Annotated in this window: 26 protein-coding genes and 5 tRNA genes; 26 read left to right on the top strand and 5 right to left on the bottom strand. The window is 72.7% G+C overall.

The annotated features are described in order from the left end of the window. The first annotated feature begins 229 nt into the window (after positions 1-229). The 11 genes from ACIQI7_RS34115 to ACIQI7_RS34065 all read left to right on the top strand — a co-directional run bounded on the left by ACIQI7_RS34115 (position 230) and on the right by ACIQI7_RS34065 (position 7,026). A complete protein-coding gene (locus ACIQI7_RS34115; protein WP_387759307.1) occupies positions 230-1,030 on the top strand; it encodes a fumarylacetoacetate hydrolase family protein in 801 nt (266 codons plus the stop codon). A 61-nt stretch (positions 1,031-1,091) separates the two neighbouring features. Beyond that, positions 1,092-2,522, top strand: a complete 1,431-nt coding sequence (gene gltX, locus ACIQI7_RS34110) for a glutamate--tRNA ligase (RefSeq protein WP_401117603.1) — start codon at positions 1,092-1,094, stop codon at positions 2,520-2,522. 238 nt (positions 2,523-2,760) lie between these two features. Then, positions 2,761-2,832, top strand: a tRNA-Gln gene (locus ACIQI7_RS34105). A 36-nt stretch (positions 2,833-2,868) separates the two neighbouring features. Beyond that, positions 2,869-2,941: transfer RNA gene (locus ACIQI7_RS34100), tRNA-Glu, on the top strand. Between the two features lie 27 nt (positions 2,942-2,968). Beyond that, a tRNA-Glu gene (locus ACIQI7_RS34095) sits at positions 2,969-3,041 on the top strand. 26 nt (positions 3,042-3,067) lie between these two features. Continuing rightward, a tRNA-Glu gene (locus ACIQI7_RS34090) sits at positions 3,068-3,140 on the top strand. A gap of 49 nt (positions 3,141-3,189) precedes the next feature. Then, positions 3,190-3,264: transfer RNA gene (locus tag ACIQI7_RS34085), tRNA-Gln, on the top strand. 324 nt (positions 3,265-3,588) lie between these two features. Then, positions 3,589-5,013: a 3-isopropylmalate dehydratase large subunit gene (gene leuC / locus ACIQI7_RS34080; RefSeq protein WP_401117587.1), complete on the top strand. Its 1,425-nt coding sequence runs from the start codon at positions 3,589-3,591 to the stop codon at positions 5,011-5,013. A gap of 3 nt (positions 5,014-5,016) precedes the next feature. Beyond that, on the top strand, positions 5,017-5,613 hold the full coding sequence (gene leuD / locus ACIQI7_RS34075) for a 3-isopropylmalate dehydratase small subunit (RefSeq protein WP_401117585.1): 597 nt from the start codon (positions 5,017-5,019) through the stop codon (positions 5,611-5,613). A gap of 182 nt (positions 5,614-5,795) precedes the next feature. Beyond that, complete coding sequence (locus ACIQI7_RS34070; RefSeq protein WP_387759310.1) at positions 5,796-6,143, top strand: hypothetical protein; 348 nt, start codon at positions 5,796-5,798, stop codon at positions 6,141-6,143. A gap of 133 nt (positions 6,144-6,276) precedes the next feature. Beyond that, positions 6,277-7,026: an HU family DNA-binding protein gene (locus tag ACIQI7_RS34065; RefSeq protein ID WP_401117582.1), complete on the top strand. Its 750-nt coding sequence runs from the start codon at positions 6,277-6,279 to the stop codon at positions 7,024-7,026. A 174-nt stretch (positions 7,027-7,200) separates the two neighbouring features. On the opposite strand, the gene ACIQI7_RS34060 is transcribed toward ACIQI7_RS34065, so the two are convergent. Both ACIQI7_RS34060 and cofC read right to left on the bottom strand, forming a co-directional pair. Next, positions 7,201-7,422, bottom strand: a complete 222-nt coding sequence (locus tag ACIQI7_RS34060; RefSeq protein WP_189923473.1) for a hypothetical protein — start codon at positions 7,420-7,422, stop codon at positions 7,201-7,203. Between the two features lie 109 nt (positions 7,423-7,531). Next, positions 7,532-8,215 (bottom strand): 2-phospho-L-lactate guanylyltransferase, encoded by a 684-nt coding sequence (gene cofC, locus ACIQI7_RS34055; protein ID WP_401117580.1) that lies wholly within the window; start codon positions 8,213-8,215, stop codon positions 7,532-7,534. Positions 8,216-8,443: 228 nt separating this feature from the next. Between cofC and ACIQI7_RS34050 the strand changes: the two genes are divergently transcribed. The 3 genes from ACIQI7_RS34050 (at position 8,444) to ACIQI7_RS34040 (ending at position 11,551) form a co-directional block, all read left to right on the top strand. After that, positions 8,444-9,274 carry a lysophospholipid acyltransferase family protein gene (locus tag ACIQI7_RS34050; protein WP_387759315.1) on the top strand — a complete coding sequence of 277 codons (831 nt, stop codon included), beginning with the start codon at positions 8,444-8,446 and terminating at the stop codon, positions 9,272-9,274. Then, positions 9,271-10,272: an NAD(P)H-dependent glycerol-3-phosphate dehydrogenase gene (locus ACIQI7_RS34045; RefSeq protein WP_387759317.1), complete on the top strand. Its 1,002-nt coding sequence runs from the start codon at positions 9,271-9,273 to the stop codon at positions 10,270-10,272. The genes ACIQI7_RS34050 and ACIQI7_RS34045 overlap by 4 nt, the downstream gene beginning before the upstream one ends. Positions 10,273-10,405: 133 nt before the next feature. Further along, on the top strand, positions 10,406-11,551 hold the full coding sequence (locus ACIQI7_RS34040) for a D-alanine--D-alanine ligase family protein (protein WP_401117577.1): 1,146 nt from the start codon (positions 10,406-10,408) through the stop codon (positions 11,549-11,551). Between the two features lie 80 nt (positions 11,552-11,631). On the opposite strand, the gene ACIQI7_RS34035 is transcribed toward ACIQI7_RS34040, so the two are convergent. Continuing rightward, positions 11,632-12,150: a DUF3515 family protein gene (locus ACIQI7_RS34035; protein WP_401117575.1), complete on the bottom strand. Its 519-nt coding sequence runs from the start codon at positions 12,148-12,150 to the stop codon at positions 11,632-11,634. Positions 12,151-12,201: 51 nt separating this feature from the next. Beyond that, positions 12,202-12,435 carry an Lrp/AsnC ligand binding domain-containing protein gene (locus ACIQI7_RS34030; protein WP_355265517.1) on the bottom strand — a complete coding sequence of 78 codons (234 nt, stop codon included), beginning with the start codon at positions 12,433-12,435 and terminating at the stop codon, positions 12,202-12,204. A 207-nt stretch (positions 12,436-12,642) separates the two neighbouring features. Between ACIQI7_RS34030 and ACIQI7_RS34025 the strand changes: the two genes are divergently transcribed. From ACIQI7_RS34025 to thiD, 3 genes are all read left to right on the top strand, one after another. After that, positions 12,643-13,608 (top strand): thiamine-phosphate kinase, encoded by a 966-nt coding sequence (locus ACIQI7_RS34025; RefSeq protein WP_355265520.1) that lies wholly within the window; start codon positions 12,643-12,645, stop codon positions 13,606-13,608. A 161-nt stretch (positions 13,609-13,769) separates the two neighbouring features. Continuing rightward, positions 13,770-14,795, top strand: coding sequence for an ATP-dependent 6-phosphofructokinase (locus ACIQI7_RS34020; protein WP_401117572.1), 1,026 nt, complete (start codon positions 13,770-13,772; stop codon positions 14,793-14,795). A 24-nt stretch (positions 14,796-14,819) separates the two neighbouring features. Further along, positions 14,820-15,617: a bifunctional hydroxymethylpyrimidine kinase/phosphomethylpyrimidine kinase gene (gene thiD / locus ACIQI7_RS34015; RefSeq protein ID WP_401117570.1), complete on the top strand. Its 798-nt coding sequence runs from the start codon at positions 14,820-14,822 to the stop codon at positions 15,615-15,617. A gap of 223 nt (positions 15,618-15,840) precedes the next feature. Here the strand turns inward: thiD and rpmB are convergent, their stop codons facing one another. Next, entirely contained in the window at positions 15,841-16,026 is a 186-nt protein-coding gene (gene rpmB / locus ACIQI7_RS34010; protein ID WP_014138233.1) for a 50S ribosomal protein L28, read from the bottom strand. 300 nt (positions 16,027-16,326) lie between these two features. On the opposite strand from rpmB, the gene ACIQI7_RS34005 reads away from it, so the two are divergent. The 9 genes from ACIQI7_RS34005 to rnc all read left to right on the top strand — a co-directional run bounded on the left by ACIQI7_RS34005 (position 16,327) and on the right by rnc (position 25,270). Continuing rightward, complete coding sequence (locus tag ACIQI7_RS34005) at positions 16,327-17,958, top strand: DAK2 domain-containing protein (RefSeq protein WP_401117567.1); 1,632 nt, start codon at positions 16,327-16,329, stop codon at positions 17,956-17,958. A 38-nt stretch (positions 17,959-17,996) separates the two neighbouring features. Further along, positions 17,997-20,216 carry an ATP-dependent DNA helicase RecG gene (recG, locus tag ACIQI7_RS34000; RefSeq protein ID WP_401117565.1) on the top strand — a complete coding sequence of 740 codons (2,220 nt, stop codon included), beginning with the start codon at positions 17,997-17,999 and terminating at the stop codon, positions 20,214-20,216. 103 nt (positions 20,217-20,319) lie between these two features. Further along, entirely contained in the window at positions 20,320-20,853 is a 534-nt protein-coding gene (locus ACIQI7_RS33995; protein ID WP_387759335.1) for a hypothetical protein, read from the top strand. Between the two features lie 113 nt (positions 20,854-20,966). Beyond that, positions 20,967-21,551 carry a 16S rRNA (guanine(966)-N(2))-methyltransferase RsmD gene (rsmD, locus tag ACIQI7_RS33990; protein ID WP_387759337.1) on the top strand — a complete coding sequence of 195 codons (585 nt, stop codon included), beginning with the start codon at positions 20,967-20,969 and terminating at the stop codon, positions 21,549-21,551. Between the two features lie 49 nt (positions 21,552-21,600). Further along, positions 21,601-22,092, top strand: coding sequence for a pantetheine-phosphate adenylyltransferase (coaD, locus tag ACIQI7_RS33985; RefSeq protein ID WP_401117562.1), 492 nt, complete (start codon positions 21,601-21,603; stop codon positions 22,090-22,092). Positions 22,093-22,279: 187 nt separating this feature from the next. Beyond that, positions 22,280-23,473 (top strand): ATP synthase F0 subunit B, encoded by a 1,194-nt coding sequence (locus ACIQI7_RS33980; protein WP_401117560.1) that lies wholly within the window; start codon positions 22,280-22,282, stop codon positions 23,471-23,473. A gap of 164 nt (positions 23,474-23,637) precedes the next feature. Then, on the top strand, positions 23,638-24,282 hold the full coding sequence (locus ACIQI7_RS33975; protein ID WP_387759344.1) for a YceD family protein: 645 nt from the start codon (positions 23,638-23,640) through the stop codon (positions 24,280-24,282). A gap of 2 nt (positions 24,283-24,284) precedes the next feature. Next, positions 24,285-24,458, top strand: coding sequence for a 50S ribosomal protein L32 (gene rpmF / locus ACIQI7_RS33970; RefSeq protein WP_030056747.1), 174 nt, complete (start codon positions 24,285-24,287; stop codon positions 24,456-24,458). 20 nt (positions 24,459-24,478) lie between these two features. After that, positions 24,479-25,270 (top strand): ribonuclease III, encoded by a 792-nt coding sequence (gene rnc / locus ACIQI7_RS33965; RefSeq protein ID WP_401117557.1) that lies wholly within the window; start codon positions 24,479-24,481, stop codon positions 25,268-25,270. The last annotated feature ends 58 nt before the right edge of the window (positions 25,271-25,328 follow it).

The following is a 25,328-nucleotide window of genomic DNA, read 5'->3' as shown; positions in this document are numbered from 1 at the left end:
TGATTCGCCCGCTCGCCTCCGGGGCGCTCGGCCCGGTGCCGACGGTCGGCGCTCCGGCCCGGGAGGGCGGATCCGCCCCGACCGTCCTGAACAGGGGCAAAGCGGTCAGCCGGGGCCCCACGCGATAGCCTGGAGGCCGATTGACGGGGCCGCGCCCACCGCGGGCGGCGCGCCCGACCAGCGCCCGGGCGCGCCCCGGGCGGCCGACGAAGCGAGGGGTAGCCCAGCCGTGCGCATTGCCAGGTTTTCCGTCCGGGAAGGGAGCCCTGCCGCCGGCAGCGTCTCCTTCGGCGTGGTGGAGGGCGACCCTTCCCAGCCCGACTCGCTGGTCGTCCACGCGCTGGCCGGCCACCCGTTCGGCCAGCCCCAGCCCACCGGTGAGAGCTACCGCTTCCAGGACGTCCGGCTGCTCAGCCCGATGCTCCCGAACAAGATCGTGGCGGTCGGCCGCAACTACGCGGCACACGCGGCGGAGCTGGGCAACGACGTCCCGGACGTCCCGCTCACCTTCTTCAAGCCGTCCACCTCGGTGATCGGCCCGACCGAGAGCATCGCCTACCCGCCGTTCTCCTCGGACGTCCACCACGAGGCGGAACTCGCCGTGGTGATCGGCCGGATGTGCCGCGAGGTGCCGCTGGACCGGGTGCCCGAGGTGATCCTCGGCTACACCTGCGCCAACGACGTCACCGCCCGGGACGTCCAGCAGCGCGAGGGCCAGTGGGCCCGGGCCAAGGGCTTCGACACGGCCTGCCCGCTGGGCCCGTGGATCGAGACCGACCTCGACCCGGGCGACCTCGCGATCACCTGCACGGTCAACGGCGAACTCCGCCAGACCGGCCGCACCTCCCTGATGATCCGCTCGGTCGCCGAGCTGATCGTCCACGTCTCCGAGGCCATGACGCTGCTGCCCGGCGACGTCATCCTCACCGGCACGCCCGCAGGGGTGGGCCCCCTCAACGTCGGCGACGAGGTCGCCGTCTCCATCGAAGGCATCGGCACTCTCACCAACAAGGTGATCAAGCGTGGCTAACACTGACCCGGCCGTCCGGGTTCGCTTCTGTCCCTCCCCGACCGGCAACCCCCACGTGGGGATGGTCCGCACGGCCCTCTTCAACTGGGCCTACGCCCGCCACAACGGCGGCACGCTGGTCTTCCGGATCGAGGACACCGACTCCGCCCGTGACTCCGAGGAGTCGTACGACCAGCTGCTCGAAGCCATGAGCTGGCTCGGCCTGGACTGGGACGAGGGTCCGGAGGTCGGCGGGCCGCACGCGCCGTACCGCCAGTCGCAGCGGATGGACATCTACGCCGATGTCGCCCGCCGCCTCCACGAGGCCGGCCACGCCTACCACTGCTACTGCTCCACCGAGGAGCTGGACGCCCGCCGCGAGGCCGCCCGCGCGGCCGGCAAGCCCTCCGGCTACGACGGCCACTGCCGTGAGCTGACGGAGGAGCAGCTGGCGGTCTTCAAGCTGGAGAAGCGCGAGCCGATCCTGCGCTTCCGGATGCCCGACAGGACCATCAGCTTCGACGACCTGGTCCGCGGCACGCTCACCTTCGAGCCGGAGAACGTGCCGGACTACGGCATCGTCCGGGCCAACGGCGCCCCGCTGTACACCCTGGTCAACCCGGTGGACGACGCCCTGATGGGCATCACCCACGTGCTGCGCGGCGAGGACCTGCTGTCCTCCACCCCGCGGCAGATCGCGCTGTACGCGGCGCTCGCCGAGATCGGCGTCGGCAACGGCACCACCCCGCGCTTCGGCCACCTGCCGTACGTGATGGGGGAGGGCAACAAGAAGCTCTCCAAGCGCGACCCGCAGTCCTCGCTGAACCTGTACCGCGAGCGCGGCTTCATCCGCGAGGGCCTGCTCAACTACCTGTCCCTGCTGGGCTGGTCGCTGGCCGAGGACCGCGACCTGTTCGACGTGGACGAGATGGTCGCCGCCTTCGACGTCACCAAGGTGAACGCCAACCCGGCCCGCTTCGACCTGAAGAAGTGCGAGGCGATCAACGCCGAGCACGTCCGCCGGCTCGCCCCGGAGGACTTCGTCCGCCGCCTGGTGCCGTTCCTCCAGGGCGCCGAGCTGCTACCGGCCGAGCCCACCGCCGAGCAGTTGGACCTGCTCGCCAAGGTGGCGCCGCTCACCCAGGAGCGGATGGTCGTGCTGAGCGAGATCGTGAACATGGCCGGCTTCCTGTTCGTGGCGCCGGAGAAGTTCGCCCTGGACCCGGACGACGCGGCCAAGGTGCTCACCTCGGACGCCCGCCCGGTGCTGGAGGCCAGCGTCAAGGCACTGGAGGAGCTCGCGGACTTCACCCCGGAGCCGATCCAGGCGGCGCTGCGCGCGGCGCTGGTGGACGGGCTGGGCATCAAGCCCAAGTTCGCCTTCACGCCGCTGCGGGTGGCCGTCACCGGCCGCCGGGTCTCCCCGCCGCTGTTCGAGTCCATGGAGCTGCTGGGACGCCCTGAGACGCTGCGCAGGCTGCGCGCCGCCCTGGACGCCCTGCCGGCCGCCTGAGCGGGCCGCCGAGCAGGCCGCGGGCCCGGCTTCGTGCCGGGCCCGCGGCGTACCCGGAGGTCATCCCCGGGCCTCCCGGCCGCTGCCTGGGGTTATCGATTTTGGAGCCTGGGCCGACGTCGGGTAATGTTCTTTCTGCGCCGCCCGGGAGGGAACGGACGAGGGAGCGAGAGCCCCTCGGAAGGGACCGACCGAGAGGCGCAACGCCTGAGAAGGGCCCGCAGGGGCTCAACTCTGGTGGGGTATGGTGTAATTGGCAGCACGAGTGATTCTGGTTCATTTAGTCTAGGTTCGAGTCCTGGTACCCCAGCGCAGTACGTCAGTACGGCACACAAAAGAAGATCAAGCCCCCGTTGTGTAGCGGCCTAGCACGCTGCCCTCTCACGGCAGTAGCGCCGGTTCGAATCCGGTCGGGGGTACTGATCCCGCAAGGGATCACCTGGAAAGCCCCCGTTGTGTAGCGGCCTAGCACGCTGCCCTCTCACGGCAGTAGCGCCGGTTCGAATCCGGTCGGGGGTACTGATCCCGCAAGGGATCGCCAGGAAGCCCCCGTTGTGTAGCGGCCTAGCACGCTGCCCTCTCACGGCAGTAGCGCCGGTTCGAATCCGGTCGGGGGTACTCCAGAGCAGGAAGCCGATGGGCTCGCCCATCGGCCCTTGCTTTGTGTTGGGGTATGGTGTAATTGGCAGCACGAGTGATTCTGGTTCACTTAGTCTAGGTTCGAGTCCTGGTACCCCAGCCAGAAATTGGAAAGGCCCCGGTTCCGGGGCCTTTTTCGTTTTGCGTCGAAGGTCCTCGAAAGGGCCCCACCCGGTCACGGGTGGGGCCCTTTCGGCGTTCCCGGGGCCTGCCGCGGGGCGGTCGGCCGGGGGCCGGGGCGCCGCTCGGGCACGCCCGCGCGCTGTCCATGCGCTAAGACTGCGGTCTCACTCCGCGAGACACAAGTTCAATCTCCGGCGAAAAGCGCCACCCTGGACGGGAGCGGCCCGGGAGTCTCAGGGCGGCGCACACGCTTTGACCTCGACACACGAGAAGGCCGGCAACGCGGCCGGCTGGAGGGAATCCGATGGGACGGACACTCGCAGAGAAGGTCTGGGACGACCACGTCGTGCGGCGCGCGGAGGGCGAACCCGACCTCCTCTTCATCGACCTGCACCTGCTCCACGAGGTCACCAGCCCGCAGGCCTTCGACGGGCTGCGGCTGGCCGGCCGCAAGGTCCGTCGCACCGACCTGACGATCGCCACCGAGGACCACAACACCCCCACCCTGGACATCGACAAGCCGATCGCCGACCCGGTCTCCAAGGTGCAGCTGGAGACCCTGCGCAGGAACGCCGCCGAGTTCGGCGTCCGGATCCACTCGCTCGGCGACGTCGAGCAGGGCGTCGTGCACGTAGTCGGCCCCCAGCTCGGCCTGACCCAGCCCGGCATGACCGTGGTCTGCGGTGACTCCCACACCTCCACCCACGGCGCGTTCGGCGCGCTGGCGTTCGGCATCGGCACCAGCCAGGTCGAGCACGTGCTGGCGACCCAGACCCTGCCGCTGGCGCCGTTCCGGACGATGGCGGTCACCGTCGAGGGCGAACTGCCCGAGGGCGTCACCGCCAAGGACCTGATCCTGGCCGTCATCGCGAAGATCGGCACCGGCGGCGGCCAGGGCTACGTCCTGGAGTACCGCGGTTCGGCGATCCGGAGCCTGTCCATGGAGGCCCGGATGACCGTCTGCAACATGTCGATCGAGGCCGGCGCCCGGGCCGGCATGATCGCCCCGGACGAGACCACCTTCGCCTACCTGGAGGGCCGCCCGCACGCCCCGAAGGGCGAGGACTGGGACGCCGCCGTCGCGTACTGGAAGACCCTGGGCACCGACGAGGACGCGGTCTTCGACCACGAGATCTTCATCGACGCGAACGAGCTGACCCCGTTCGTCACCTGGGGCACCAACCCCGGCCAGGGCGCCCCGCTGGGCGCGAACGTGCCGGACCCGGCCTCCTTCGCCGACCCGCAGGAGCGCCTGGCCGCCGAGAACGCCCTGGCGTACATGGGCCTGGAGGCCGGCACCCCACTGCGCGAGGTGAAGGTCGACGCGGTCTTCGTCGGCTCCTGCACCAACGGCCGGATCGAGGACCTGCGGGCCGCCGCGGCCGTCGTGGAGGGCCGCCGGATCGCCGACGGCGTACGGATGCTGGTGGTCCCCGGGTCCGTCCGGGTCGCCCTCCAGGCCGTCGAGGAGGGCCTGGACAAGGTGTTCACCGCGGCCGGCGCCGAGTGGCGCCACGCGGGCTGCTCGATGTGCCTGGGCATGAACCCCGACCAGCTCGCCCCCGGGGAGCGCTGCGCCTCCACCTCGAACCGCAACTTCGAGGGCCGGCAGGGCAAGGGCGGCCGCACCCACCTGGTCTCCCCGCAGGTCGCCGCCGCGACCGCCGTCCTGGGCCGGCTCGCGGCCCCCGCCGACCTGACCGCCGACGTCGCTGCCGTGGAGGCCTGAGCCATGGAGAAGTTCACCACCCACACCGGCCGGGCCGTCCCGCTGCGCCGCAGCAACGTGGACACCGACCAGATCATCCCCGCCCACTGGCTCAAGAAGGTCACCCGATCCGGTTTCGAGGGCGGCCTGTTCGAGGCCTGGCGCAAGGACGAGTCGTTCATCCTCAACCGGCCCGAGCGGCAGGGCGCCACGGTCCTGGTGGCCGGCCCCGAGTTCGGCACCGGCTCCTCCCGGGAGCACGCCGTCTGGGCGCTCCAGAACTACGGCTTCCACGCGGTCATCTCGTCCCGCTTCGCCGACATCTTCCGGGGCAACTCGCTGAAGAACGGCCTGCTGACGGTCGTCCTGCCGCAGGAGACCGTCGAGCGGCTCTGGGCGCTCACTGAGAGTGACCCCACCGCCGAGATCACCGTCGACCTGGAGGCGCGCGAAGTGCGTGCCGAGGGCGTCACGGCGGCCTTCGAACTGGACGACAACGTCCGGTGGCGGCTGCTCAACGGCCTGGACGACATCAGTATCACGCTGCGGAACGAGGCCGACATCGCGGCCTTCGAGGCGACCCGTCCGGCGTTCAAGCCCCGTACTCTGCCGGTCCCCTGAGTTCCCTTCAGAACAAGCATTCTGACGATCCGCCGGATGGCCCGCGCCCCCCTCGGGGGGGCCGGGCCATCCGGCGTTCCGGAGCACGAGTTAGCGCCGGGGGCCGCCCCGGATTGCCCATTTGGCTTTGCGGAAGAGGGCCCCGCGCAAGTACAACTGCGGGTAGATGGCACAATCAGTACATGCACCGGCACCATGAACCTCCGTACGCGGGCGGCGAACCCGCGGCTGAGGACTCCATGGGCCGGCCATCCGAACGCCGAATTGACGACCGGCCGGACGTCACCTCCGCGCCAGCTGAGGGGCCGGACGACCAGGAAGTCGCAGCGCTCTACGCGCTCGTGGCCGAGCGGTTGAAGCAAGCTCACGACCGCGTGCATGCGCTGAACGTGTCTGCCGATGCAAAGACCGCTCTCACCCGTCAACTCCTCATCGTCACCGAGGCCGCCAAGCGCGATCTTCCGGAGGCGGCAAGGCGGTTGAGTCGCTTTGTACATGACCTCGACGAGCGGCCCCCGCCGCTCGACTGAGGTCGCCGACGCGCAAATCCATTGCGACACTAGGGTGATTCGCGCGTTTGGTAATTGAAAGTCCGCAGATACATACCTAACGTGCGAAAAGAACGGATGGAATCATCCGGCGCCCGTTTCCGAAGGGGAAGACGTGAACAAGGCTCAGCTTGTCGAAGCGGTGGCCGAGCAGCTGGGCGGTCGCAAGGCTGCCGCAGAGGCCGTCGACGCAGTGCTCGACACCATGGTCCGTGCCGTTGTGGCCGGTGACCGGGTTTCGGTCACCGGGTTCGGCACCTTCGAGAAGGTGGAGCGCTCCGCGCGCTTCGCCCGCAACCCGCAGACCGGCGAGCGGGTCAAGGTCAAGAAGACCTCGGTCCCCCGCTTCCGTCCCGGCCAGGGCTTCAAGGACCTGGTCAGCGGCAGCAAGAAGCTGCCGAAGGAAGGCCCCTCGGTGAAGAAGGCCCCCAAGGGCTCCCTCACCCCGGGCAAGAGCGGCGTCGCCGCCACCCCGGCCGCCAAGCGTGCCGCCACCAAGCGCTCCGCCGCTGCCGCCGCCGCTCCGGCCACCAAGAAGGCCGCCGCCAAGAAGACGGCGACCACGGCCGCCGCCAAGAAGGCGACCGCCACCCCGGCCGCCGCCAAGAAGACCACGGCCACCGCCAAGAAGAGCGCCGCGAAGACCACGCCCGCGAAGACCACCGCCGCCAAGAAGACCACGGCGACCGCGACCAAGGCCGCCGCGACCAAGAAGACGGCCGCGGCGAAGAAGGCGACCACCACGGCCGCTGCCAAGAAGACCACGGCCACCGCCAAGAAGGCGACCGCCACGGCCAAGAAGACGGCGCCGGCGAAGAAGACCGCCACCCGCAAGACCACCGCGCGCAAGACCTCCGCCAAGTAAGGTCCCCGCGCGACCGTCCCAGGACGGCCTTCGGCTGAGAGCCGCGGCACCCCCTCCCGTGAACCACGGAGACCGGTCGCCGCGGCTCTTTCGATTTCCGGGCGCTTAGTCAGGATCCGAGGGCGTGCGGCGGCGTTCGCCGGGCCGCGGCGCGGCGCGGCGCGGGTCGGGCGGTCAGCCCTCGGCGGGATCGGGGAAGGTCTGCAGCGTCACGAAGACCACCCGGCGGGCCTCGCCGGCGCCCTCGGTGCGGATCCGCACCCGCTGGCCGGGGCGCAGCAGCCGCAGGCCGCCGGCGTCGAAGGCGGCCGCGTCGAACGGCACCGGGGTCCCGTCGTCGAGCAGCACGGAGCCGGCCCGGGTGGCGGGGTCGAAGGTGAACGCGGTGGCCTGCATGCGAGCAGCATAGCGAGCGGGCCGGTCCCGGCCGGGGATCAGGTCGCGGTCGGGCCCGGGCGCGTCCGGGACGCGCTCGGAAGGCGCTCAGGACGGGTCCGGGACGGGCTCAGGACAGGCTCAGACGGGCGAACAGCGCGCTGGTGTGCGGGCCGAGGCCGAGCGCCGCGGCCTCGCCGAGGTCCGTCCCGGTGTCCACGTCCCGGCGCACCGACTCCACGTCCGCGAGGCGCAGTTCGAGCGCCCCGCCGGCCGCGTGCCGGGCCCGCGAGCCGTCCCCGAAGGCGGGGGAGAGCGGGCGGCCCGGGGCGCAGGCGAGCAGGGTGGTGCCGAGGCCGGGGGAGTCCGCCAGGAAGGCCCGGCCGCCCGGCGGCACCGCGCCCAGCACCCGGGCCAGTTCGGCCGCGCGCAGTGCCGGGAGGTCCGCCGAGAGCGCCGCCAGCGGGGAGCACGGAGCCAGGGCCAGGGCGCTCGCGGCGCCGTGCGCCAGCGCCCGGTTGAGGCCGCCGCCGGGTTCGTCGGCGACCACCAGGGCGCCCAGCGCGGCCAGCCGGGCGCCGGCCGCGGCGTCCCGGGTGACCACCAGGACCCGGTCGACGCCCGGGGTCGCCAGGGCGGCGGTGACGGTGTCCAGGGCGAAGGACAGCGCCAGGTCGGCCCGGTGCGGCCCGGCGTACGGGGCCAGTCTGCTCTTGGCCAGGGCGAGCGGCTTGAGCGGAAGCACCAGCGACCAGCCGGCCGTGGGTGCGGGGGGCGCGACGGGCCCGCTGGGGCGTACGGTGTCCTGGGTCATCGGCGTCATTGTGACGCCGGTCCCGGAGCCCTCGCCAGGCCGTCCGAGCTGTGCGGACGTGCGTTTGATCACGCCCGCCGGGCGGGTTGGCGCGGTTGCTCGACAGCCGGTGAGCGGGCGGGCGACACTGTTCCGCGCCCGCGGCCCGGGCACCGGTCGGAACGGTGCGCGGCACCGGGACACCATGACCGCGGTAATCCGTGCCGCATCGGATGAGAAGGAGCTGGGGTGGCCCGCCGCTCGTACGCCAAGTTCGGCAACGCCGACTACGGCATCTGGTACCGCTTCGCGGCCGTGCTGGTGAAACCGGTGACAACCGCCCTGGTGAAGCCCGACTGGCGGGGCTGGGAGCACATTCCGAAGGACGGCGGCTTCATCGCCGCGGTGAACCACAATTCGATCATCGATCCGGTGATCTACGCGCACTGGCAGTACAACAGCGGACGTCCGCCGCGGATTCTCGGCAAGTCCTCGCTGTTCTCGATCCCCTTCATCGGATTCATGCTGCGCAAGACCGGCCAGATTCCGGTGTTCCGCGAGTCCACCGACGCCGCGCAGGCGTTCCGGGCCGCGATCGACGCGGTCAACGGCGGTCAGTGCGTGCAGTTCTACCCGGAGGGCACGCTCACCCGGGACCCGGACCTGTGGCCGATGACCGGCAAGAGCGGGGTCGCCCGGGTCGCGCTGATGACCGGCGCGCCGGTCATCCCGGTGGCGCACTGGGGCGCCCACGAGATCATCCCGCCGTACGGCCGGCCCGGTTTCGGGAAGGGCAGGTTCAACCTCTTCCCGCGGCACCGGGTCACCGTCGCGGCCGGGCCCGCGGTGGACCTGAGCAAGTACCAGGGGCAGGAGCTCACCGCCCAGGTGCTCGCCGACGCGACCGAGGACATCATGACGGCGATCACCGCCGTGCTGGCCGAGGTCCGGGGCGAGGAGCCGCCGGCCGAGCGCTACGACATGCGCAGGGCCGCCCGGGAGCGGGCCGCCGCCGCGCTGGCCGAGCGCCGGCGCGCCAAGGGCGAGCGGGGCAAGGGCACCGAGGAGGCCGGCAAGTGACCCGCTGCGCCGTGATGGGGACCGGCTCCTGGGGCACCGCGTTCGCGATGGTGCTCGCCGACGCGGGCTGCGAGGTCGTGCTGTGGGCCCGCCGCCAGGAGCTGGTGGACGCCGTCAACTCCACCCACGAGAACCCGGACTACCTGCCCGGCGTCCGGCTGCCCGACACCGTGCGGGCCACCACCGACGCCGCCGAGGCGCTGGCCGGCGCCGACTTCGCGGTGCTGGTGGTGCCCTCGCAGACGCTGCGCGACAACCTGGCCGCCTGGACGCCGCTGATCGAGCCGCAGACCGTGCTGGTGAGCCTGATGAAGGGCATCGAACTCGGCACCGCCAAGCGGATGAGCGAGGTGATCGACGAGGTCACCGGGGTCGGTCCGGAGCGCGTCGCGGTGGTCAGCGGGCCCAACCTGGCCAAGGAGATCGCCAACCGCCAGCCCGCGGCCAGCGTGGTCGCCTGCTCGGACGAGGCGGTCGCCAAGCGCCTCCAGGCGGCCTGCCACACGCCGTACTTCCGGCCGTACACCAACACCGACGTGGTGGGCTGCGAACTCGGCGGCGCGGTCAAGAACGTGATCGGCCTGGCGGTCGGCATGGCGGCCGGCATGGGGCTCGGCGACAACACCAAGGCGACCCTGATCACCCGCGGGCTGGCCGAGACCACCCGGCTCGGCGAGGTGCTGGGCGCGGACCCGCACACCTTCGCGGGCCTCGCCGGGATGGGCGACCTGGTGGCCACCTGCTCCTCGCCGCTGTCGCGCAACAACACCTTCGGCATGAACCTGGGCCGGGGCATGTCGCTGGCGGAGACCGTCGCGGCCACCCGGCAGACCGCCGAGGGCGTCAAGTCCTGCGAGTCGGTACTGGACCTGGCCCGGCGCAGCGGGGTCGACATGCCGATCGTCGAGGCCGTGGTGGACGTGGTGCACAACGGTCGGCCGACCCAGGAGGTGCTGCGGGCGCTGATGTCGCGTTCGGCGAAGGCGGAGCGGCGCTGAGCCCGGCCGGTCACCGTCCGGGCCGGCGGTCGCGGGCCGGGGCCGGCGGTCGCGGGCCGGGGCCGGCGCACGTCCGGTTCCCCGGCGCCGCTGACTTTCCGGAAACATCCCGCACGGTAGTCTCAAACCCGATATGAGCATCGAACAGACCTCCCCGAACCGGCCTGACCGGAAGCCGCGCGTCGCGCTGGTCTTCGGCGGGCGCAGCTCCGAGCACGCGATCTCGGTCTCCACCGCGGGCAGTGTGCTCAGGGCGATCGACCGCGACAAGTACGACGTGCTGCCGATCGGCATCACGCACGAGGGCCGCTGGGCGCTGACCAGCGACGAGCCGGCCCGGATGGCCATCACCGACGGCAGGCTGCCGGACGTGGCGCACGTCGCCGAGGGCGTCGACGGCCAGGTCGCGCTGCCGGTCGGCCCGGGCAGCCGCGAGGTGGTCCTGACCGAGCCGGGCAGCGCCCCCAAGGCGCTCGGCGAGGTCGACGTGGTGTTCCCGCTGCTGCACGGCCCGTGGGGCGAGGACGGCACGCTCCAGGGCCTGCTGGAGCTCTCCGGCGTCCCGTACGTCGGCAACGGCGTGCTGGCCAGCGCGGCCGGCATGGACAAGGAGTTCGCCAAGCGCATCCTGGCCTCGCACGGTCTGGACGTCGGCCGGTACACCATCGTGCGGCCGCGCGAGTGGGACTCCGAGGAGGGCCGCGCGGCGGTGCGCGAGCGGGCCGCCGAGCTGGGCCTGCCGCTGTTCGTGAAGCCCTGCCGGGCCGGCTCCAGCATCGGCATCACCAAGGTGAAGGACCTGGCCGACCTCGACGCCGCGATCGAGGAGGCCCGTCGGCACGACCCCAAGCTGATCATCGAGGCGGGCGTCACCGGCCGCGAGATCGAGTGCGGGGTGCTGGAGTTCGAGGACGGCCCGCGGGCCAGCGTGGCCGGCGAGATCCTGGTCGGCGAGGGCTTCGACTTCTACGACTTCGAGGCCAAGTACATCGACTCCTCGGACGTGAGGATCCCGGCGGACCTGACCGCCGGGGAGCTCGCCGAGATCCAGCGCCAGGCGGTCGAGGCCTTCGAGGCGCTCGGCTGCGAGGGCCTGGCCCGGGTGGACTTCTTCCTGCTGGAGGACGGCACCTGGATGATCAACGAGATCAACACCATGCCCGGCTTCACCCCGATCTCGGCCTACCCGAAGATGTGGGAGGCCAGCGGCGTCTCGTACCCGGAGCTGATCGACCGGCTGCTCGGGACGGCGCTGCGGCGCTCGACCGGACTGCGCTGACGCGTCCGCGGCGGAGGGCGGGCCGGGAAGCTCCCGGCCCGCCCTCGGTACGTCCCGTCAGCCGACGGCCGACGCCCGGCTCAGCCCGGGACGTTGGCCTTGACCACGCCGCTCAGGGCGGCCGCCGGGTCGAAGGGGTTCCGCGCGGCCCCGGCCGGGACGGTCACCTCGACGTACGCGGCGCGCATGGTCGTCACGAAGCGGTAGCCGCCGTCGGCGAGCTCCTGCGACCACCACGTGACGTCGTCGACGCTCGGGGACCAGTCCGCGGCGTGGGCGCCGTCCAGCTCCTCCGGCCGGTCGATGCCGCAGCGCAGCACCGTCCGGGGCGAACCCCCCCAGGCGGCCACGTACGGCGAGGCGGGCGACGGGTCCCGGCGGGCGTGCCCGAGCAGCTCGGCGGGCAGCGCGGCGGCGAGCGACCGGCAGTACCCGGCCGCCCGGCCGCTCGGCTGCGGGACCTCCACCTCCGGGTCGGCCGGGCCCCAGCTGCCGAGCAGCACCACGACCGTGGAGGTCAGCGCGACGGGCAGGGCCAGCCAGCGGACCGGGGCCGGCAGGGCGGTCAGCGCCTTGGGGACGCGCAGTTCTCTGGCCACCCGCCGATGGTAACCGGGGCCCGGGTGCCGGGGACGCGCCGGTGCGCCGGGTCAGAGGTGCACCACGGGGCAGGTGAGGGTGCGGGTGATGCCCTCGACCTTCTGGACCCGGGCCACCACCATGCGGCCCAGCTCGTCCACCGTCTCGGCCTCGGCCTTGACGATCACGTCGTAGGGGCCGGTGACGTCCTCGGCGGTGAGCACGCCGGGGATCTCGGCGATGGTCCGGGCCACGGCGGTGGCCTTCCCGACCTCGGTCTGGATCAGGATGTATGCCTGTACCACGGGGACCTCCCGGCGGGCGGTTAGGGGGATCGCCGCCGTGATCGCCCGGTCAGGCGCATTGGGTGGGACGGGCTCACCGGCAGTCTGATCACCACGCTACCGCGCAGCGGGCCGGGGAGGGGAGACCCCGGGGCCCGGGAAGGGCGTACGCTGCGCGCGGGGGAGCGCGACGGGGGCGAACCGGATGGAAACGCGAGAGGACGGCAGATGCAGGGGACCGTGGGCGAGCTCGGCGAGTTCGGACTCATCAGGGAGCTGACCGCCCGGGTACCGCTCACCGACGCGGTCGACCTCGGCCCGGGTGACGACGCCGCGGTGGTGCGGGCTCCGGACGGCCGGGTGGTGGCGACCACGGACGTCCTGATCGAGAACCGGCACTTCCGCCGGGACTGGTCCACCGCCTACGACGTGGGCCGCAAGGCCGCCGCCCAGAACCTCGCCGACGTGGCCGCGATGGGGGCGGTGCCGACCGCCATACTGCTCGGCCTGGTCGCCCCCGCGGACCTGCCGACCACCTGGGCCACCGAGTTGATGGACGGGCTGCGCGACGAGTGCCAGGTGGCCGGGGCGACGGTGGTCGGCGGCGACGTCGTGCGCGGCGACACCGTCACGCTCGCCATCACGGCGCTCGGCGACCTCCAGGGGCGTGCGGCGGTGACACGCGCCGGCGCCCAGGTCGGCGACGTGGTCGCGGTGACCGGCTGGCTCGGCTGGTCGGCCGCCGGCCTGACCGTGCTCCAGCGAGGTTTCCGCTCCCCGCGCGCCTTCGTCGAGGCGCACCGCCGGCCCGAACCGCCGTACCACGCGGGCCCGGCGGCGGCCGAGTTGGGCGCGACCTCGATGATCGACGTGAGCGACGGGCTGGTCGCCGACCTCGGCCACGTGGCCCGGGCCAGCGAGGTGGACATCGACCTCAGGGCCGCCGACTTCGACGTCCCGGCGCAGATGGCCGACATCGGCCAGGCGGTCGGGGTGGACCCACTGGTCTGGGTGCTCTCCGGCGGCGAGGACCACGCGATCGTGGCCACCTTCCCGCGCGGGGTCCAACTCCCCGCCCGCTGGCGGGTGGTGGGCGAGGTGACCGGCCGCCCGACGGGCAGCCGCAGCGGCCGGGTGACGGTCGACGGCGCGCCCTGGGACCGGGTCGGCGGCTGGGACCACTTCGCCGAGTAGCGCGCGGCCGCACCGATCCCCGTACGGCGGGCGGCGCGTGACGCTCCGGCGCGTGCGGGGGACGGGCTTCGCGGGGGCGTTGTGCGTAGGCTTTGCGGCATCCCGGCCCGCCCGTCCGACGCGGGTGGTCCGAACCCCCTGCGAGTGGGAGCACACCAGACATGCGCATCGGTGTACTGACCAGCGGTGGCGACTGCCCCGGCCTCAACGCGGTGATCCGCTCGGTGGTGCACCGGGGCACCGACGTCCACGGGGACGAGATCGTCGGCATCCTGGACGGCTTCCTCGGGCTGATCGAGGGCCGTGCCAGGACGGTCACCCACGACGACGTCACCGGCCTGCTCACCCTCGGCGGCACCGTCCTGGGCTCGGCCCGGGTGCGGCGGGACCGGATCGCCTGGGCGGTGGAGAACGCCAAGCAGCTGGCCCGGGAGATCGGCATCGACGCGCTGATCGCGATCGGCGGAGAGGGGACGCTGACCGCCGCCAAGCTGTTCAGCGACGCCGGGCTGCCCGTGGTCGGGGTGCCGAAGACCATCGACAACGACATCGACGCCACCGACGTGACCTTCGGCTTCGACACCGCGGTGCACGTCGCGACCGAGGCCATCGACCGGCTGAAGACCACCGCCGAGTCCCACCAGCGCGTCATGGTGGTCGAGTTGATGGGACGGCACACCGGCTGGATCACCCTCACCGCGGGCATGGCGGGCGGCGCGCACGGCATCCTGATCCCGGAGAAGCCCTTCGACATCGAGGCGGTGGCCCGGATAATCGAGGACCGCTTCGCGCGCGGAAAGAAGTTCGCCATCATCGCCGTCGCCGAGGGCGCCTGCCCGGTGCCCGGCACCATGCGCTTCGACCACGGCGAGGTCGACCAGTACGGCCACCGGACCTTCGGCGGGATCGGCAACCGGCTCGCCCACGAGCTGGAGGACCTGCTCGGCAAGGAGGCCCGCCCGGTCATCCTCGGCCACGTCCAGCGCGGCGGCACCCCGACCGCCCGGGACCGGGTGCTCGCCACCCGGTTCGGCTGGCACGCGGTGGAGGCCGTCCACCGGGGGGCGTTCGGGCACTTCACGGCGCTGCGCCGGACCGGCGTCGAACTGCTGCCGATCGGCGACGCGGTGACCCGGCTGAAGACGGTCCCGCGGGACCGCTGGGCGGAGTCCGAGGCGGTGCTCTGAACCACCGCGGGTAGGTTGGGGACCATGTCCTCCACCGCACCTCCCCGCGTGCTCACCGTCGCCGGCTCCGACTCCGGCGGCGGCGCCGGCATCCAGGCCGACCTCAAGGCGATGCTCGCCCTCGGCGTCCACGGCATGAGCGTGATCACCGCCGTCACCGCGCAGAACTCGCTCGGCGTCCAGGGCTACTGGGAACTGCCCGCCGAAGCCGTCCGGGCGCAGTTCCGCAGCGTGGTGGACGACATCGGGGTGCAGGCCGTGAAGACCGGCATGCTCGCCTCCGTCGAACTCGTCGAGACCGTCGCCGAACTGCTCGCCGGGGTGGACGCCCCGGTGGTGGTCGACCCGGTCGGGGTCTCCAAGCACGGGGACGCGCTGCTGGTCGCCGAGGCCGTCGCCACCGTCCGGGAGAAGCTGCTGCCGGTCGCCACCCTGGCCACCCCCAACCTGCACGAGGTGACCCAGCTCACCGGGCTGACCGTCGAGGACGAGTCGCGGATGCTGGACGCCGCCAAGGCGCTGGTCGACCTCGGGCCGCGCTGGGCGCTGGTCAAGGGCGGCCACCTGCCGGGCGAGGCCGCCGACCTGCTGTACGGCGGGCCGGACGAGGTGCACTGGTTCCGGGCGCCGCGCTACGACAACCGGCACACCCACGGCACCGGCTGCACCCTGGCCAGCGCGATCGCGGCCGGCCTGGCCAAGGGCGAGCCGCTGCCGCGGGCCGTGGCCTCGGCCAAGGAGTACGTCACCGGCGCGATCGCCGGGGGCTTCGCGCTGGGCGCCGGCATCGGCCCGGTCGACCACGCCTGGCGCTGGCGCTGAGCGGCTCCCGGGGCTGAACGGCCGGGAGGCCGGACGGCCCGGCGGAGCCCGGGTGGCGCGCCGAAGCCGGACGGCCCGGAAAACAGTGGTGGGCGGGCTCCTGGGAGGAGTCCGCCCACCACTGGTGAGTCCGGAAAACGGCGTACCCGGCCAGGGAAACAGCGAAGCCGGCTCATCCGAGGATGAACCGGCTCACTGGAGGACCGGCTTGCCGGTCTGCGCGTCAGCGCGAGACCTTACCGGCCTTGATGCACGAGGTGCAGACGTTGAGCCGCTTCGGCGTCCGCCCAATCACAGCGCGCACCGTCTGGATGTTGGGGTTCCAACGACGGGGGGTACGGCGGTGAGAGTGGGAGATGCTGTTGCCGAAGCCCGGCCCCTTGCCGCAGACGTCGCAGTTGGCAGCCACAGGAGTCACTCCAAGACTTCAGATCAGATACTTTCGAAAACCCCGCTCAGCCACCAGAACACTCACGTGAACCAGACCGGTCAAGGGGGTGAGCCTGGACGGTTCCAGGCAACCGGAAGAGCATACAACGCTTGCTTCCGTCCCACGAAACTACCATGACCGGCCGAGTGATCGCTCCGGTCGCCGGTCCGGACGGTCCTCCCCGGCCCCCGATAACCTGCCGGTATCACCCCTCGCCGTCGGCCCCGAACGTGCCGCTGCCCCTCGGGCGACCGCGGCGTCCCATCCGGAGGAGACCTGGTGCTGCACACGCTCGACGCCCCGGCCGTGCGCACCTGGTGCCAGCTCGCCCTGCGCGCGCTCGGCCAGGCCCGCGAGGAGATCGACGCGCTCAACGTCTATCCCGTCCCGGACGGCGACACCGGCACCAACCTCTACCTGACCGTCGAGTCCGCCGCCGCCGAGGTGGAGAGCCGCTTCGCCGACCCCGCCGTCGACCCGGCCCCCGGGCTGGCCGACGCGGTCCGGGCGATGGCCCGCGGCGCGCTGGTCGGCGCCCGCGGGAACTCCGGGGTGATCCTCGCCCAGTGGCTGCGCGGCACCGCCGAGACGCTGGCCGACGGCGGAAGCGCCGAACAGCTGCGGGCCGCCCTGCAGCGGGCCGCCGACTCCGCCTACCAGGCCGTCGCGGAGCCCGTCGAGGGCACCCTGCTGACCGTGGCCCGGGTCGCCGCCCGCGAGGCCGTCCGGGCCGGGGACGGGCTCGCGCAGGTCGCCGACACCGCGTACCGGGCCGCCCGGGACGCGCTGCGGCACACCCCCGAGCAGCTCGCCGTCCTGGCCGAGAACGGGGTGGTGGACGCCGGCGGGCGCGGCCTGGTGGCCGTGCTGGGCGCGCTCGCCGACGCCGTCGCCGGACAGCAGCCGATGGGGCCGGTCGCGCTGCGCGGGGACGTCCGGGCCGTCGAGAGCTGCGAGGCCCACCTCAGGCCGCCCGGCCCCGGCCACCCCGCCTTCGAGGTCATCTACCTGCTGGACGCCCCCGACGAGGCGCTGCCCGCGCTGCGCGAGCGGCTCGCCGGGCTCGGCGACTCGCTGGTGATCGGCGGCGGCGACGGCCTGTGGAACGTGCACGTCCACGTGGACGACGCGGGCGCCGCTGTGGAGGCCGGGGTCGGGGCCGGCCGCCCGCACCAGATCCGGATCACCCACTTCGCCGAGGCCGCGGCCCGGGCCGGCACCGCCGCCGAGACCGGCGAGCGCGAGGACCGGGCCCGCGCGGTGCTCTCGGTGGTCTCAGGCGGGGGCCTGGCCGAGCTCTGCGAGCAGGCCGGCGCCGTCGTCCTGCACGCCGACCCGGACCGCCCGCCGGCCAGCGCCGAACTCGCCGCCGCGGTGCGCCGCTCGGCCGCCCGCGAGGTCGTCCTGCTGCTCAACGACCCCGAGCTGCGCGCCGCCGCCGGGGCCGCCGCCGACCAGCTGCGCGAGGAGGGGGTGCGGATCGCCGTCCTGCCCACCCGCTCGCCGGTGCAGGGGCTGGCGGCGCTCGCGGTGCACGAGGGCGGCCGCCGCTTCGACGAGGACGTGGTCGCCATGACCTCCGCCGCCGGGGCCACCCGGTACGCCGAACTGGCCGTCGCCGAGGGGGAGTCCTGGACGATGGCCGGGGTCTGCCAGGCCGGGGACGTGCTCGGGCTGATCGACGGCGACGTCGCGGTGATCGGCACGGGCCTCGCGGAGGTCGGCGAGAGCGTGCTGGACCGGATGCTCGGGGCGGGCGGCGAACTCGTCACCCTGATCCTCGGCGAGGGCGCCGACGAGGAGCTCGCCGAACGGCTGGTCGCCCACGTCCGGCACCGGCGGCCCGAGGTGGACGCGGTGGTCTTCCACGGCGGGCAGGAACCGGCGCCGCTGCTCATCGGGGTGGAGTAGGGCCGCTTCGTCGGTGCCTTGGTGTAAACAGGGGCCTGATGGGCGCTCTCGATGAACCACTGACCAAGCTCGTCGGCGACCGCACCGCGAAGGTGCTCGCCGACAGCCTCAAGCTGCGCACGGTCGGGGACCTGCTGCACCACTACCCGCGCCGCTACGTCGAACGCGGCCAGCTCACCAGCCTGGACGAGCTGGAGGTCGACGAGCACGTCACCGTGCTGGCCCGGATCGAGAAGGTCACCCTGATCCCGTTCCGCGGCCGCAAGGGCGACCGGCTGGAGGTCGTCGTCACCGACGGCCGCAGCCGGCTCTCGCTGGTCTTCTTCAACCAGGGCTGGCGGCAGAAGGAGCTCAGGGCCGGCGCCCAGGGCCTGTTCGCCGGCAAGGTCGGGGTCTTCAACCGGACCCGCCAGCTGGTCTCGCCGGACTACCAGCTGCTCGACGAGGACGCCGGGTCGGACGCCGCGGAGCGGTTCGCCGGCCGGCTCATCCCGGTCTACGGCGCCAGCGCGCAGATGCCCAGCTGGAAGCTGTCGATCTGCGTCGAGACCGCGCTCGCCAAGCACCTCGGCGACGTCGGCGAACCGCTGCCCGCCGAACTGCGCGAGCGGCACGACCTGATCCCGCTGCCCGAGGCCCTGGAGCTGATCCACCGCCCGCGCGGCCACGCCGACCGCGAGCGCGCCCAGAGCCGGCTGCGCTGGGACGAGGCCTTCGTGCTCCAGGTCGCCCTCGCACAGCGCCGGGCCGCCGACTCCGCCCTGCCCGCCAAGCCGCGCCGGGCCCGCGAGGGCGGCCTGCTGGACGCCTTCGACGCCCGGCTGCCGTTCACCCTCACCGAGGGCCAGCGGAAGGTCTCCGCCGAGATCGCCGCCGACCTCGCCACCGACCACCCGATGCACCGGCTGCTCCAGGGCGAGGTGGGCTCCGGGAAGACGCTGGTCGCGCTGCGCGCCATGCTCGCCGTGGTGGACGCGGGCGGCCAGGCGGTGCTGCTGGCGCCCACCGAGGTGCTCGCCCAGCAGCACCACCGCTCGATCGTCGAGATGATGGGGGACCTCGCCGAGGGCGGCATGATCGGCGGCTCCGACCTCGGCACCCGGGTGGTGCTGCTGACCGGCTCGATGGGCGTCGCCGCCCGCCGCCAGGCGCTGCTCGACATGGCCTGCGGGGACGCCGGGATCGCCATCGGCACCCACGCGCTGATCGAGGACAAGGTCCAGTTCCAGGACCTCGGCCTGGTCGTGGTGGACGAGCAGCACCGCTTCGGCGTCGAGCAGCGGGACGCGCTGCGCGCCAAGGGCGAACAGCCGCCGCACCTGCTGGTGATGACGGCCACCCCGATCCCGCGCACCGTCGCGATGACGGTCTTCGGGGACCTGGAGACCTCCGTCCTGGACCAGCTGCCGGCCGGCCGCTCGCCGATCTCCACCCACGTCGTCCCGGCGCTGGAGAAGCCCAACTTCCTCACCCGGGCCTGGGAGAGGGTCCGCGAGGAGGTCGCCAAGGGCCACCAGGCGTACGTGGTCTGCCCCCGGATCGGGGACGAGGAGCCCGCCGCGGACCCGAAGAAGAAGCGCCGCAGGGCCGCCGAGGACGGCTTCGAGGAGGTCGCCGACGCGGGCGCCGGGAGCGACGAACGGCGGCCCCCGCTCTCGGTGGTGGAGACGGCCGGGAAGCTGGTCGAGGGCCCGCTGAGCGGCCTGCGGGTGGAGATCCTGCACGGCCGGCTCGCGCCGGAGGCCAAGGACGAGGTGATGCGCCGGTTCGCGGCCGGCGAGGTGGACGTGCTGGTCGCCACCACGGTCATCGAGGTCGGCGTCAACGTCCCCAACTCCACCGCGATGGTCATCATGGACGCCGACCGCTTCGGCGTCTCCCAGCTCCACCAGCTGCGCGGCCGGGTCGGCCGCGGCAGCGCACCGGGCCTGTGCCTGCTGGTCAGCGAGATGCCCGGGGGCAGCGCCGCGCGGGCCCGGCTGGACGCGGTGGCGGGCACCCTGGACGGCTTCGAGCTGTCCCGGATCGACCTCGAACAGCGCCGCGAGGGCGACGTGCTGGGCCAGGCCCAGTCCGGGGTGAAGTCCTCGCTCAAGGTGCTCTCGGTGCTGGAGGACGAGGAGGTCATCCTCACCGCCCGCACCGAGGCCACCCGGCTGGTCGCCGAGGACCCGGAGCTGACCGCCCACCCGGAGCTGCGCACCGCGCTGGAGAGCCTGCTCGACGAGGACCGCGCGGCCTACATGGAGAAGGGCTGAGCGGTCCCGGACAGGCCGGATTGTCAGACCCCCGGGAGAGAATGAAGGTGTTCAGGGCGCACCCCCAAGGTGCGTACCTGGCACGACACTTGGGGGTCAAGCCATGGCATTCCGTCATCTCAACGAGCTCCCGCTGGGCGACAAGGTCTTCCGGATCGAACTCGCCAGCGACGACGACCGCGAGGTCACCCTCACCCTGACCGGCTGGCGCGAGGGTGCGGCCGCCGCGCCGCTCGCCTCGGGCAAGCTCCGCCTGCCGGTCGAGGACGTCGCCTCGCTGCGGATCGCGCTCAACCGCGCGCTGCGGGCGCTGGCGATCGTCGCCGACGTCTCCGAGCCCATCCCCGACCGCGACGTGCTGCGCGAGCTGTACCCCGGCCACGGCGCCCCCTGGGTGCCGCAGCACGAGGAGGAGCTGGTCCGGCGCTTCCACGACGGCGAGACCATCGCCCGGATCGCCGCCCGCTTCGGCCGCACGCCCGACTCCGTCCGGACCAAGCTGCGCGAGCTCGGGCACGACCCGCGCCGCCCCGAGTTCTGCCCGCCCGACGGCTGCCTGTCCTGGTCCCGCTACGCCTCGCCGGCCCTGCTCGGCGCGGGCACCCCGGCCCCGGCGGCGGGCTCCGAGGCGAGCTGACCACCCGAGTGCGCGACCGTGGCCCCTGCCGGACGAACCGGCAGGGGCCACGGCCGTCACCCGCCGGCTCGGGATAGCGTGGTCGGGCAGCGACGAAAGGACCTCCCACCACCATGACCCGCGTGATCGCCGGGGCGGCCGGCGGCCGCCGGCTGGCCGTACCGCCCGGCCGGGGCACCCGACCGACCTCCGACAAGGCCCGCGAGGCGATGTTCTCCACCCTGGAGGCGCTGCGCGGCACCGTGCACGGGGCCCGGATGCTGGACCTGTTCGGCGGGTCGGGCGCGGTCGGGCTGGAGGCGCTGTCGCGCGGCGCCGAGCACGTCCTGCTGGTCGAGGCGGACGGCCAGGCCGCCCGGGTGATCCGGGAGAACGTCCGGACGCTCGGCCTGCCGGGGGCCGAGGTGCGGGCCGCCAGGGCGGAGAAGGTGATCGCCGGCCCGCCTCCGCAGACCCCGTACGACCTGGTCTTCCTCGACCCGCCGTACGCCGTGACGGACGCGGAACTGCGCGAGATGCTGATCACACTCCTGGCCACGGGCTGGCTCGCGGAGGACGCACTCGTCACCGTGGAGCGCAGCACCCGTGGTGGCGAGTTCCACTGGCCCGAGGGTTTCGAGGGGCTGCGCTCCCGCCGCTACGGCGAGGGCACGCTCTGGTACGGTCGCGCCGCCGCCGCGGCCGGCGAGCAGGAATAGCGGGCCGCGGCCCGCTGCAGTCGTCACCCCACGAGGGAGCACAAACGCCATGCGCCGAGCCGTCTGTCCTGGTTCGTTCGACCCGATCACCAACGGCCACCTCGACATCATCGAGCGGGCCTCGAAGCTGTACGACGTCGTGCACGTCGCGGTGGCGATCAACCGCAGCAAGCAGGGCATGTTCACCGTCGAGGAGCGGATCGAGCTGATCGAGGAGACCACCGCCCAGTACGGGAACGTGGTGGTCGAGGCGCACCTCGGCCTGCTGGTGGACTTCTGCCGCGAGCGGGACATCCCGGCCATCGTCAAGGGCCTGCGCGCGGTCAGCGACTTCGACTACGAGCTGCAGATGGCCCAGATGAACCACGGCCTGACCGGTGTCGAGACGCTCTTCCTGCCGACCTCGCCGACGTACAGCTTCCTCTCCTCGACGCTGGTCAAGGAGGTCGCCTCGTACGGCGGCGACGTCTCGCACCTGCTGCCGGAGACGGTGCACCGCCGGCTGGTCGAGCGGATCGCGGAGCGCAAGGCCCAGCAGTAGTCCACTGCCTGTCCCTTTCTGCCGGTTCGTCATGGATTGTCCCGGGGGCGGGAGACCGGTTCGGCTCAGGCGTTGTGACCCCGCAGCGCACTGGCCGTACAGTCTGTATTCCTGCCCCGCGGTGAGGTCCACCGCGTCGGGCCTGCCTCCGCCGGACCGTCGGCGGCACACGGAAAGACGAAGCCCCGTGGACGTGCAGAACAAGGTCGACGAGATCGTGGCGGCGGTCGAGAACGCCCGCTCGATGCCGATGTCGGCCTCCTGCGTGGTGAACCGGGCCGAGCTGATCGGCCTGCTCAACGACCTCAGGTCGGCCCTGCCCGCCGAACTCGCCCAGGCCCAGTCGGTGATGGCCGACCACGAGCAGGTGGTGGCGGACGCCCAGGCCGAGGCCGAGCGGATCATCCAGGGCGCGCACGCCGAGCGCGGCTCGCTGATCTCGGACACCGAGGTGGTCCGCCAGGCCCAGGCCCAGGCCGACCGGATCCTCGCCGAGGCGCGCGCCGAGGTCGACGCCAAGCGGGCCGAGGCCGACGACTACGTGGACAGCAAGCTCGCCAACTTCGAGGTCGTGCTGACCAAGACGCTGGGCGCGGTCGGCCGCGGCCGCACCAAGCTGCGCGGCGACTCCAGCGTCTTCGAGACCGAGTCCGAGGGCGAGTCCGACGGCGAGGAGTTCCGGCCGCAGCGGATCAGCCCGAGCCCCGAGGTCGACGAGTACGTCGATGTGAAGCTCGCCACCCTGGAGAACGTGCTCGGCGCCACCCTGGAGGCGGTCGGCAAGGGCCGCGACAAGCTGCTCGGCAAGCGGCCGATCGACGAGCTGGGCGCCTACCTGGCCGCCGCCGACCAGGCCCAGCAGGCCAAGGAGCGGGCCGAGGCGGTCGCGGCGGGCTTCGCCCAGGACGCCGACGGCGCGGACATCGCCTGGTACCGCGAGGACGTCCCGCAGCAGCAGACCTGGCCGGAGCAGACCCCGGCCGCGGCCGGCTGGCAGGCCCCCGGCACCGACCAGTACGCGGCCGCCCAGCAACCGGGCGGGCAGTACGCCGAGGTGTACGGCGGCGGCTACGACCCGGCCGGCCAGGGCGACCCGTACAACACCCAGTGGGGCCAGCAGCAGGGCGGCTACCAGCAGCAGGGCTACCCGGACCAGCAGCAGGGCGGCTACGCCTATCCCCAGCAGCAGCAGGGCTACCCGGCGCAGTCGTACGACGGTTACACCTACCCCCAGCCGCCCGCCGCCCCGCCGGCCGTGCCGCACCAGCAGCAGGGCCAGGGCCAGCAGGGCCAGGCCCAGGGCCAGGGCCTGGACGAGACCAGCTTCTTCGACACCAGCATGATCGACATGACCAGGCTGCGGGAGCTCGGCGGGCGCTGAGCAGCACGTCGCGGGAGTCTCCTGACGGGACCGAAGTTGGGCCTGGCGGGAGACTCCGGTAGTCTGACCACTCCGGCCTCTCCATGTCCGGCTGTCGGCTTGCCCTCGCAACGCCGTCCGGTACGGAGACGCAATCGAAGATTCCCCATGGAAGTCAGGACACCGTGAACCGCCTCGACCACCGCGACCCCCTCGTGTTCGACACGCACGAGCTCGGTCGTCGCCCGGGCTCGATGCGCAAGGTGAGCCGGACCCTGGAGGCCCCCGAGGGCTTCGGGATCATCGACGTGATCGGCGTGCCGGAGAAGAGCCCGATCGAGCTGGAGCTCCGCCTGGAGTCCGTGGTCGAGGGCGTGCTGGTCACCGGTACCGCCGGGGCCCACGTCGAGGGCGAGTGCGTCCGGTGCCTGGAGCCCGTCGAGTTCGACGTCGACGTGGACTTCCAGGAGCTGTACTACTACCCGGAGTCCGACGAGCGCCACCGCGCCCGGACGGCCGGGGCCGAGGACCTCGACGAGGACTCGGAAGAAGAGACTTACCGTCTGGAGGGCGACTTCTTCGACCTCCGGCCGGTGCTGCGTGACGCGGTGGTGCTCGCACTGCCGCTGCAGCCGGTGTGCCAGGAAGACTGCCTGGGCCTGTGCTCCGAGTGCGGAGCGCGCCTGAGTGACGACCCGGCGCACCACCACGATGCCGTCGACCCCCGGTGGGCGGCTCTGCAGGGACTCTCCGCCGCCCCCGGCGACGAGGGTGACGGATCTAAGAACAGCGACACCCGTGAGGGTCTCGCCGAGAACCAGGAGAAGTAGCCGTGGCTGTTCCGAAGCGGAAGATGTCGCGCAGCAACACGCGCCACCGCCGTTCCAACTGGAAGGCCGTCGTTCCGGCCCTCGTGGCCTGCGACCGCTGCCACGAGCCGAAGCTCGGCCACATCGCGTGCCCGAGCTGCGGCACGTACAACCGTCGCCAGGTCCTCTCGGTCTGATCGGCGGGGTGTACGGATCGATGTCGGACGGTAACTCCACCCGCAAGGCGTCCACCGCCCCGAAGGGTTCCTCTTCAGGCGGAGGCAAGGCCGGCGGGCCGGCTTCGACCGAATACGACGTCCTGGAAGGGCGCCTCGGGTACACACTCGAGCGCGCCCTTCTGGTACGTGCCCTGACCCACCGCTCGTACGCGTACGAGAACGGCGGGCTGCCCACCAACGAGCGCCTGGAGTTCCTCGGCGACTCGGTGCTGGGCCTGGTGGTGACGGACACCCTCTACCGCGTCCACCCGGACGTCCCGGAGGGCACGCTCGCCAAGCTGCGCGCCGCGGTGGTCAACTCCCGCGCGCTCGCGGACGTCGGCCGCGGCCTGGAGCTCGGCGCGTTCATCCGCCTCGGCAAGGGCGAGGAGGGTACCGGCGGCCGCGACAAGTCGTCGATCCTCGCCGACACCGTCGAGGCCGTGATCGGCGCCGTCTACCTGGACCAGGGCCTGGAGGCGGCCACCGAGTTCGTCCACCGGCTGTTCGACCCGCTGATCGAGGAGTCCTCTCAGCTGGGCGCCGGCCTGGACTGGAAGACCAGCCTCCAGGAGCTCACCGCCTCGGTGGGCATCGGAGTGCCGGAGTACGTGGTCATGGAGTCCGGCCCGGACCACGAGAAGACCTTCACCGCGGCGGCCCGGGTGGCCGGCGAGGACTTCGGCAGCGGCGTCGGCCGCTCGAAGAAGGAAGCCGAGCAGAAGGCCGCCGAGAGCGCCTGGCGCGCGATCAAGGAGAAGTACGCCGACCGGCTGCCCGCCGGGGCGTAGCGCGGGCCCGCCGGGCACCCCTCCGGGCGGCGACGCGTCCGAGTAGCCTTCACTCCTG

The sequence above is a fragment of the Kitasatospora sp. NPDC092039 genome (assembly GCF_044756065.1).
Taxonomy (GTDB): domain Bacteria; phylum Actinomycetota; class Actinomycetes; order Streptomycetales; family Streptomycetaceae; genus Kitasatospora.
The sequence above is the reverse complement of the archived record's forward strand: the minus strand, read 5'-3'. Positions and strand labels throughout refer to the sequence as shown.

Bases quoted from the DNA above. Each gene is read 5' to 3' on its own strand.
- gltX (WP_401117603.1), top strand. From the start codon at position 1,092: ATGGTCCGCACGGCCCTCTTCAACTGGGCCTACGCCCGCCACAACGGC.
- leuC (WP_401117587.1), top strand. From the start codon at position 3,589: ATGGGACGGACACTCGCAGAGAAGGTCTGGGACGACCACGTCGTGCGG.
- leuD (WP_401117585.1), top strand. From the start codon at position 5,017: ATGGAGAAGTTCACCACCCACACCGGCCGGGCCGTCCCGCTGCGCCGC.
- ACIQI7_RS34070 (WP_387759310.1), top strand. From the start codon at position 5,796: ATGCACCGGCACCATGAACCTCCGTACGCGGGCGGCGAACCCGCGGCT.
- ACIQI7_RS34060 (WP_189923473.1), bottom strand. From the start codon at position 7,422: ATGCAGGCCACCGCGTTCACCTTCGACCCCGCCACCCGGGCCGGCTCC.
- cofC (WP_401117580.1), bottom strand. From the start codon at position 8,215: ATGACCCAGGACACCGTACGCCCCAGCGGGCCCGTCGCGCCCCCCGCA.
- ACIQI7_RS34040 (WP_401117577.1), top strand. From the start codon at position 10,406: ATGAGCATCGAACAGACCTCCCCGAACCGGCCTGACCGGAAGCCGCGC.
- ACIQI7_RS34025 (WP_355265520.1), top strand. From the start codon at position 12,643: ATGCAGGGGACCGTGGGCGAGCTCGGCGAGTTCGGACTCATCAGGGAG.
- ACIQI7_RS34020 (WP_401117572.1), top strand. From the start codon at position 13,770: ATGCGCATCGGTGTACTGACCAGCGGTGGCGACTGCCCCGGCCTCAAC.
- thiD (WP_401117570.1), top strand. From the start codon at position 14,820: ATGTCCTCCACCGCACCTCCCCGCGTGCTCACCGTCGCCGGCTCCGAC.
- recG (WP_401117565.1), top strand. From the start codon at position 17,997: ATGGGCGCTCTCGATGAACCACTGACCAAGCTCGTCGGCGACCGCACC.
- ACIQI7_RS33995 (WP_387759335.1), top strand. From the start codon at position 20,320: ATGGCATTCCGTCATCTCAACGAGCTCCCGCTGGGCGACAAGGTCTTC.
- rsmD (WP_387759337.1), top strand. From the start codon at position 20,967: ATGACCCGCGTGATCGCCGGGGCGGCCGGCGGCCGCCGGCTGGCCGTA.
- coaD (WP_401117562.1), top strand. From the start codon at position 21,601: ATGCGCCGAGCCGTCTGTCCTGGTTCGTTCGACCCGATCACCAACGGC.
- rnc (WP_401117557.1), top strand. From the start codon at position 24,479: ATGTCGGACGGTAACTCCACCCGCAAGGCGTCCACCGCCCCGAAGGGT.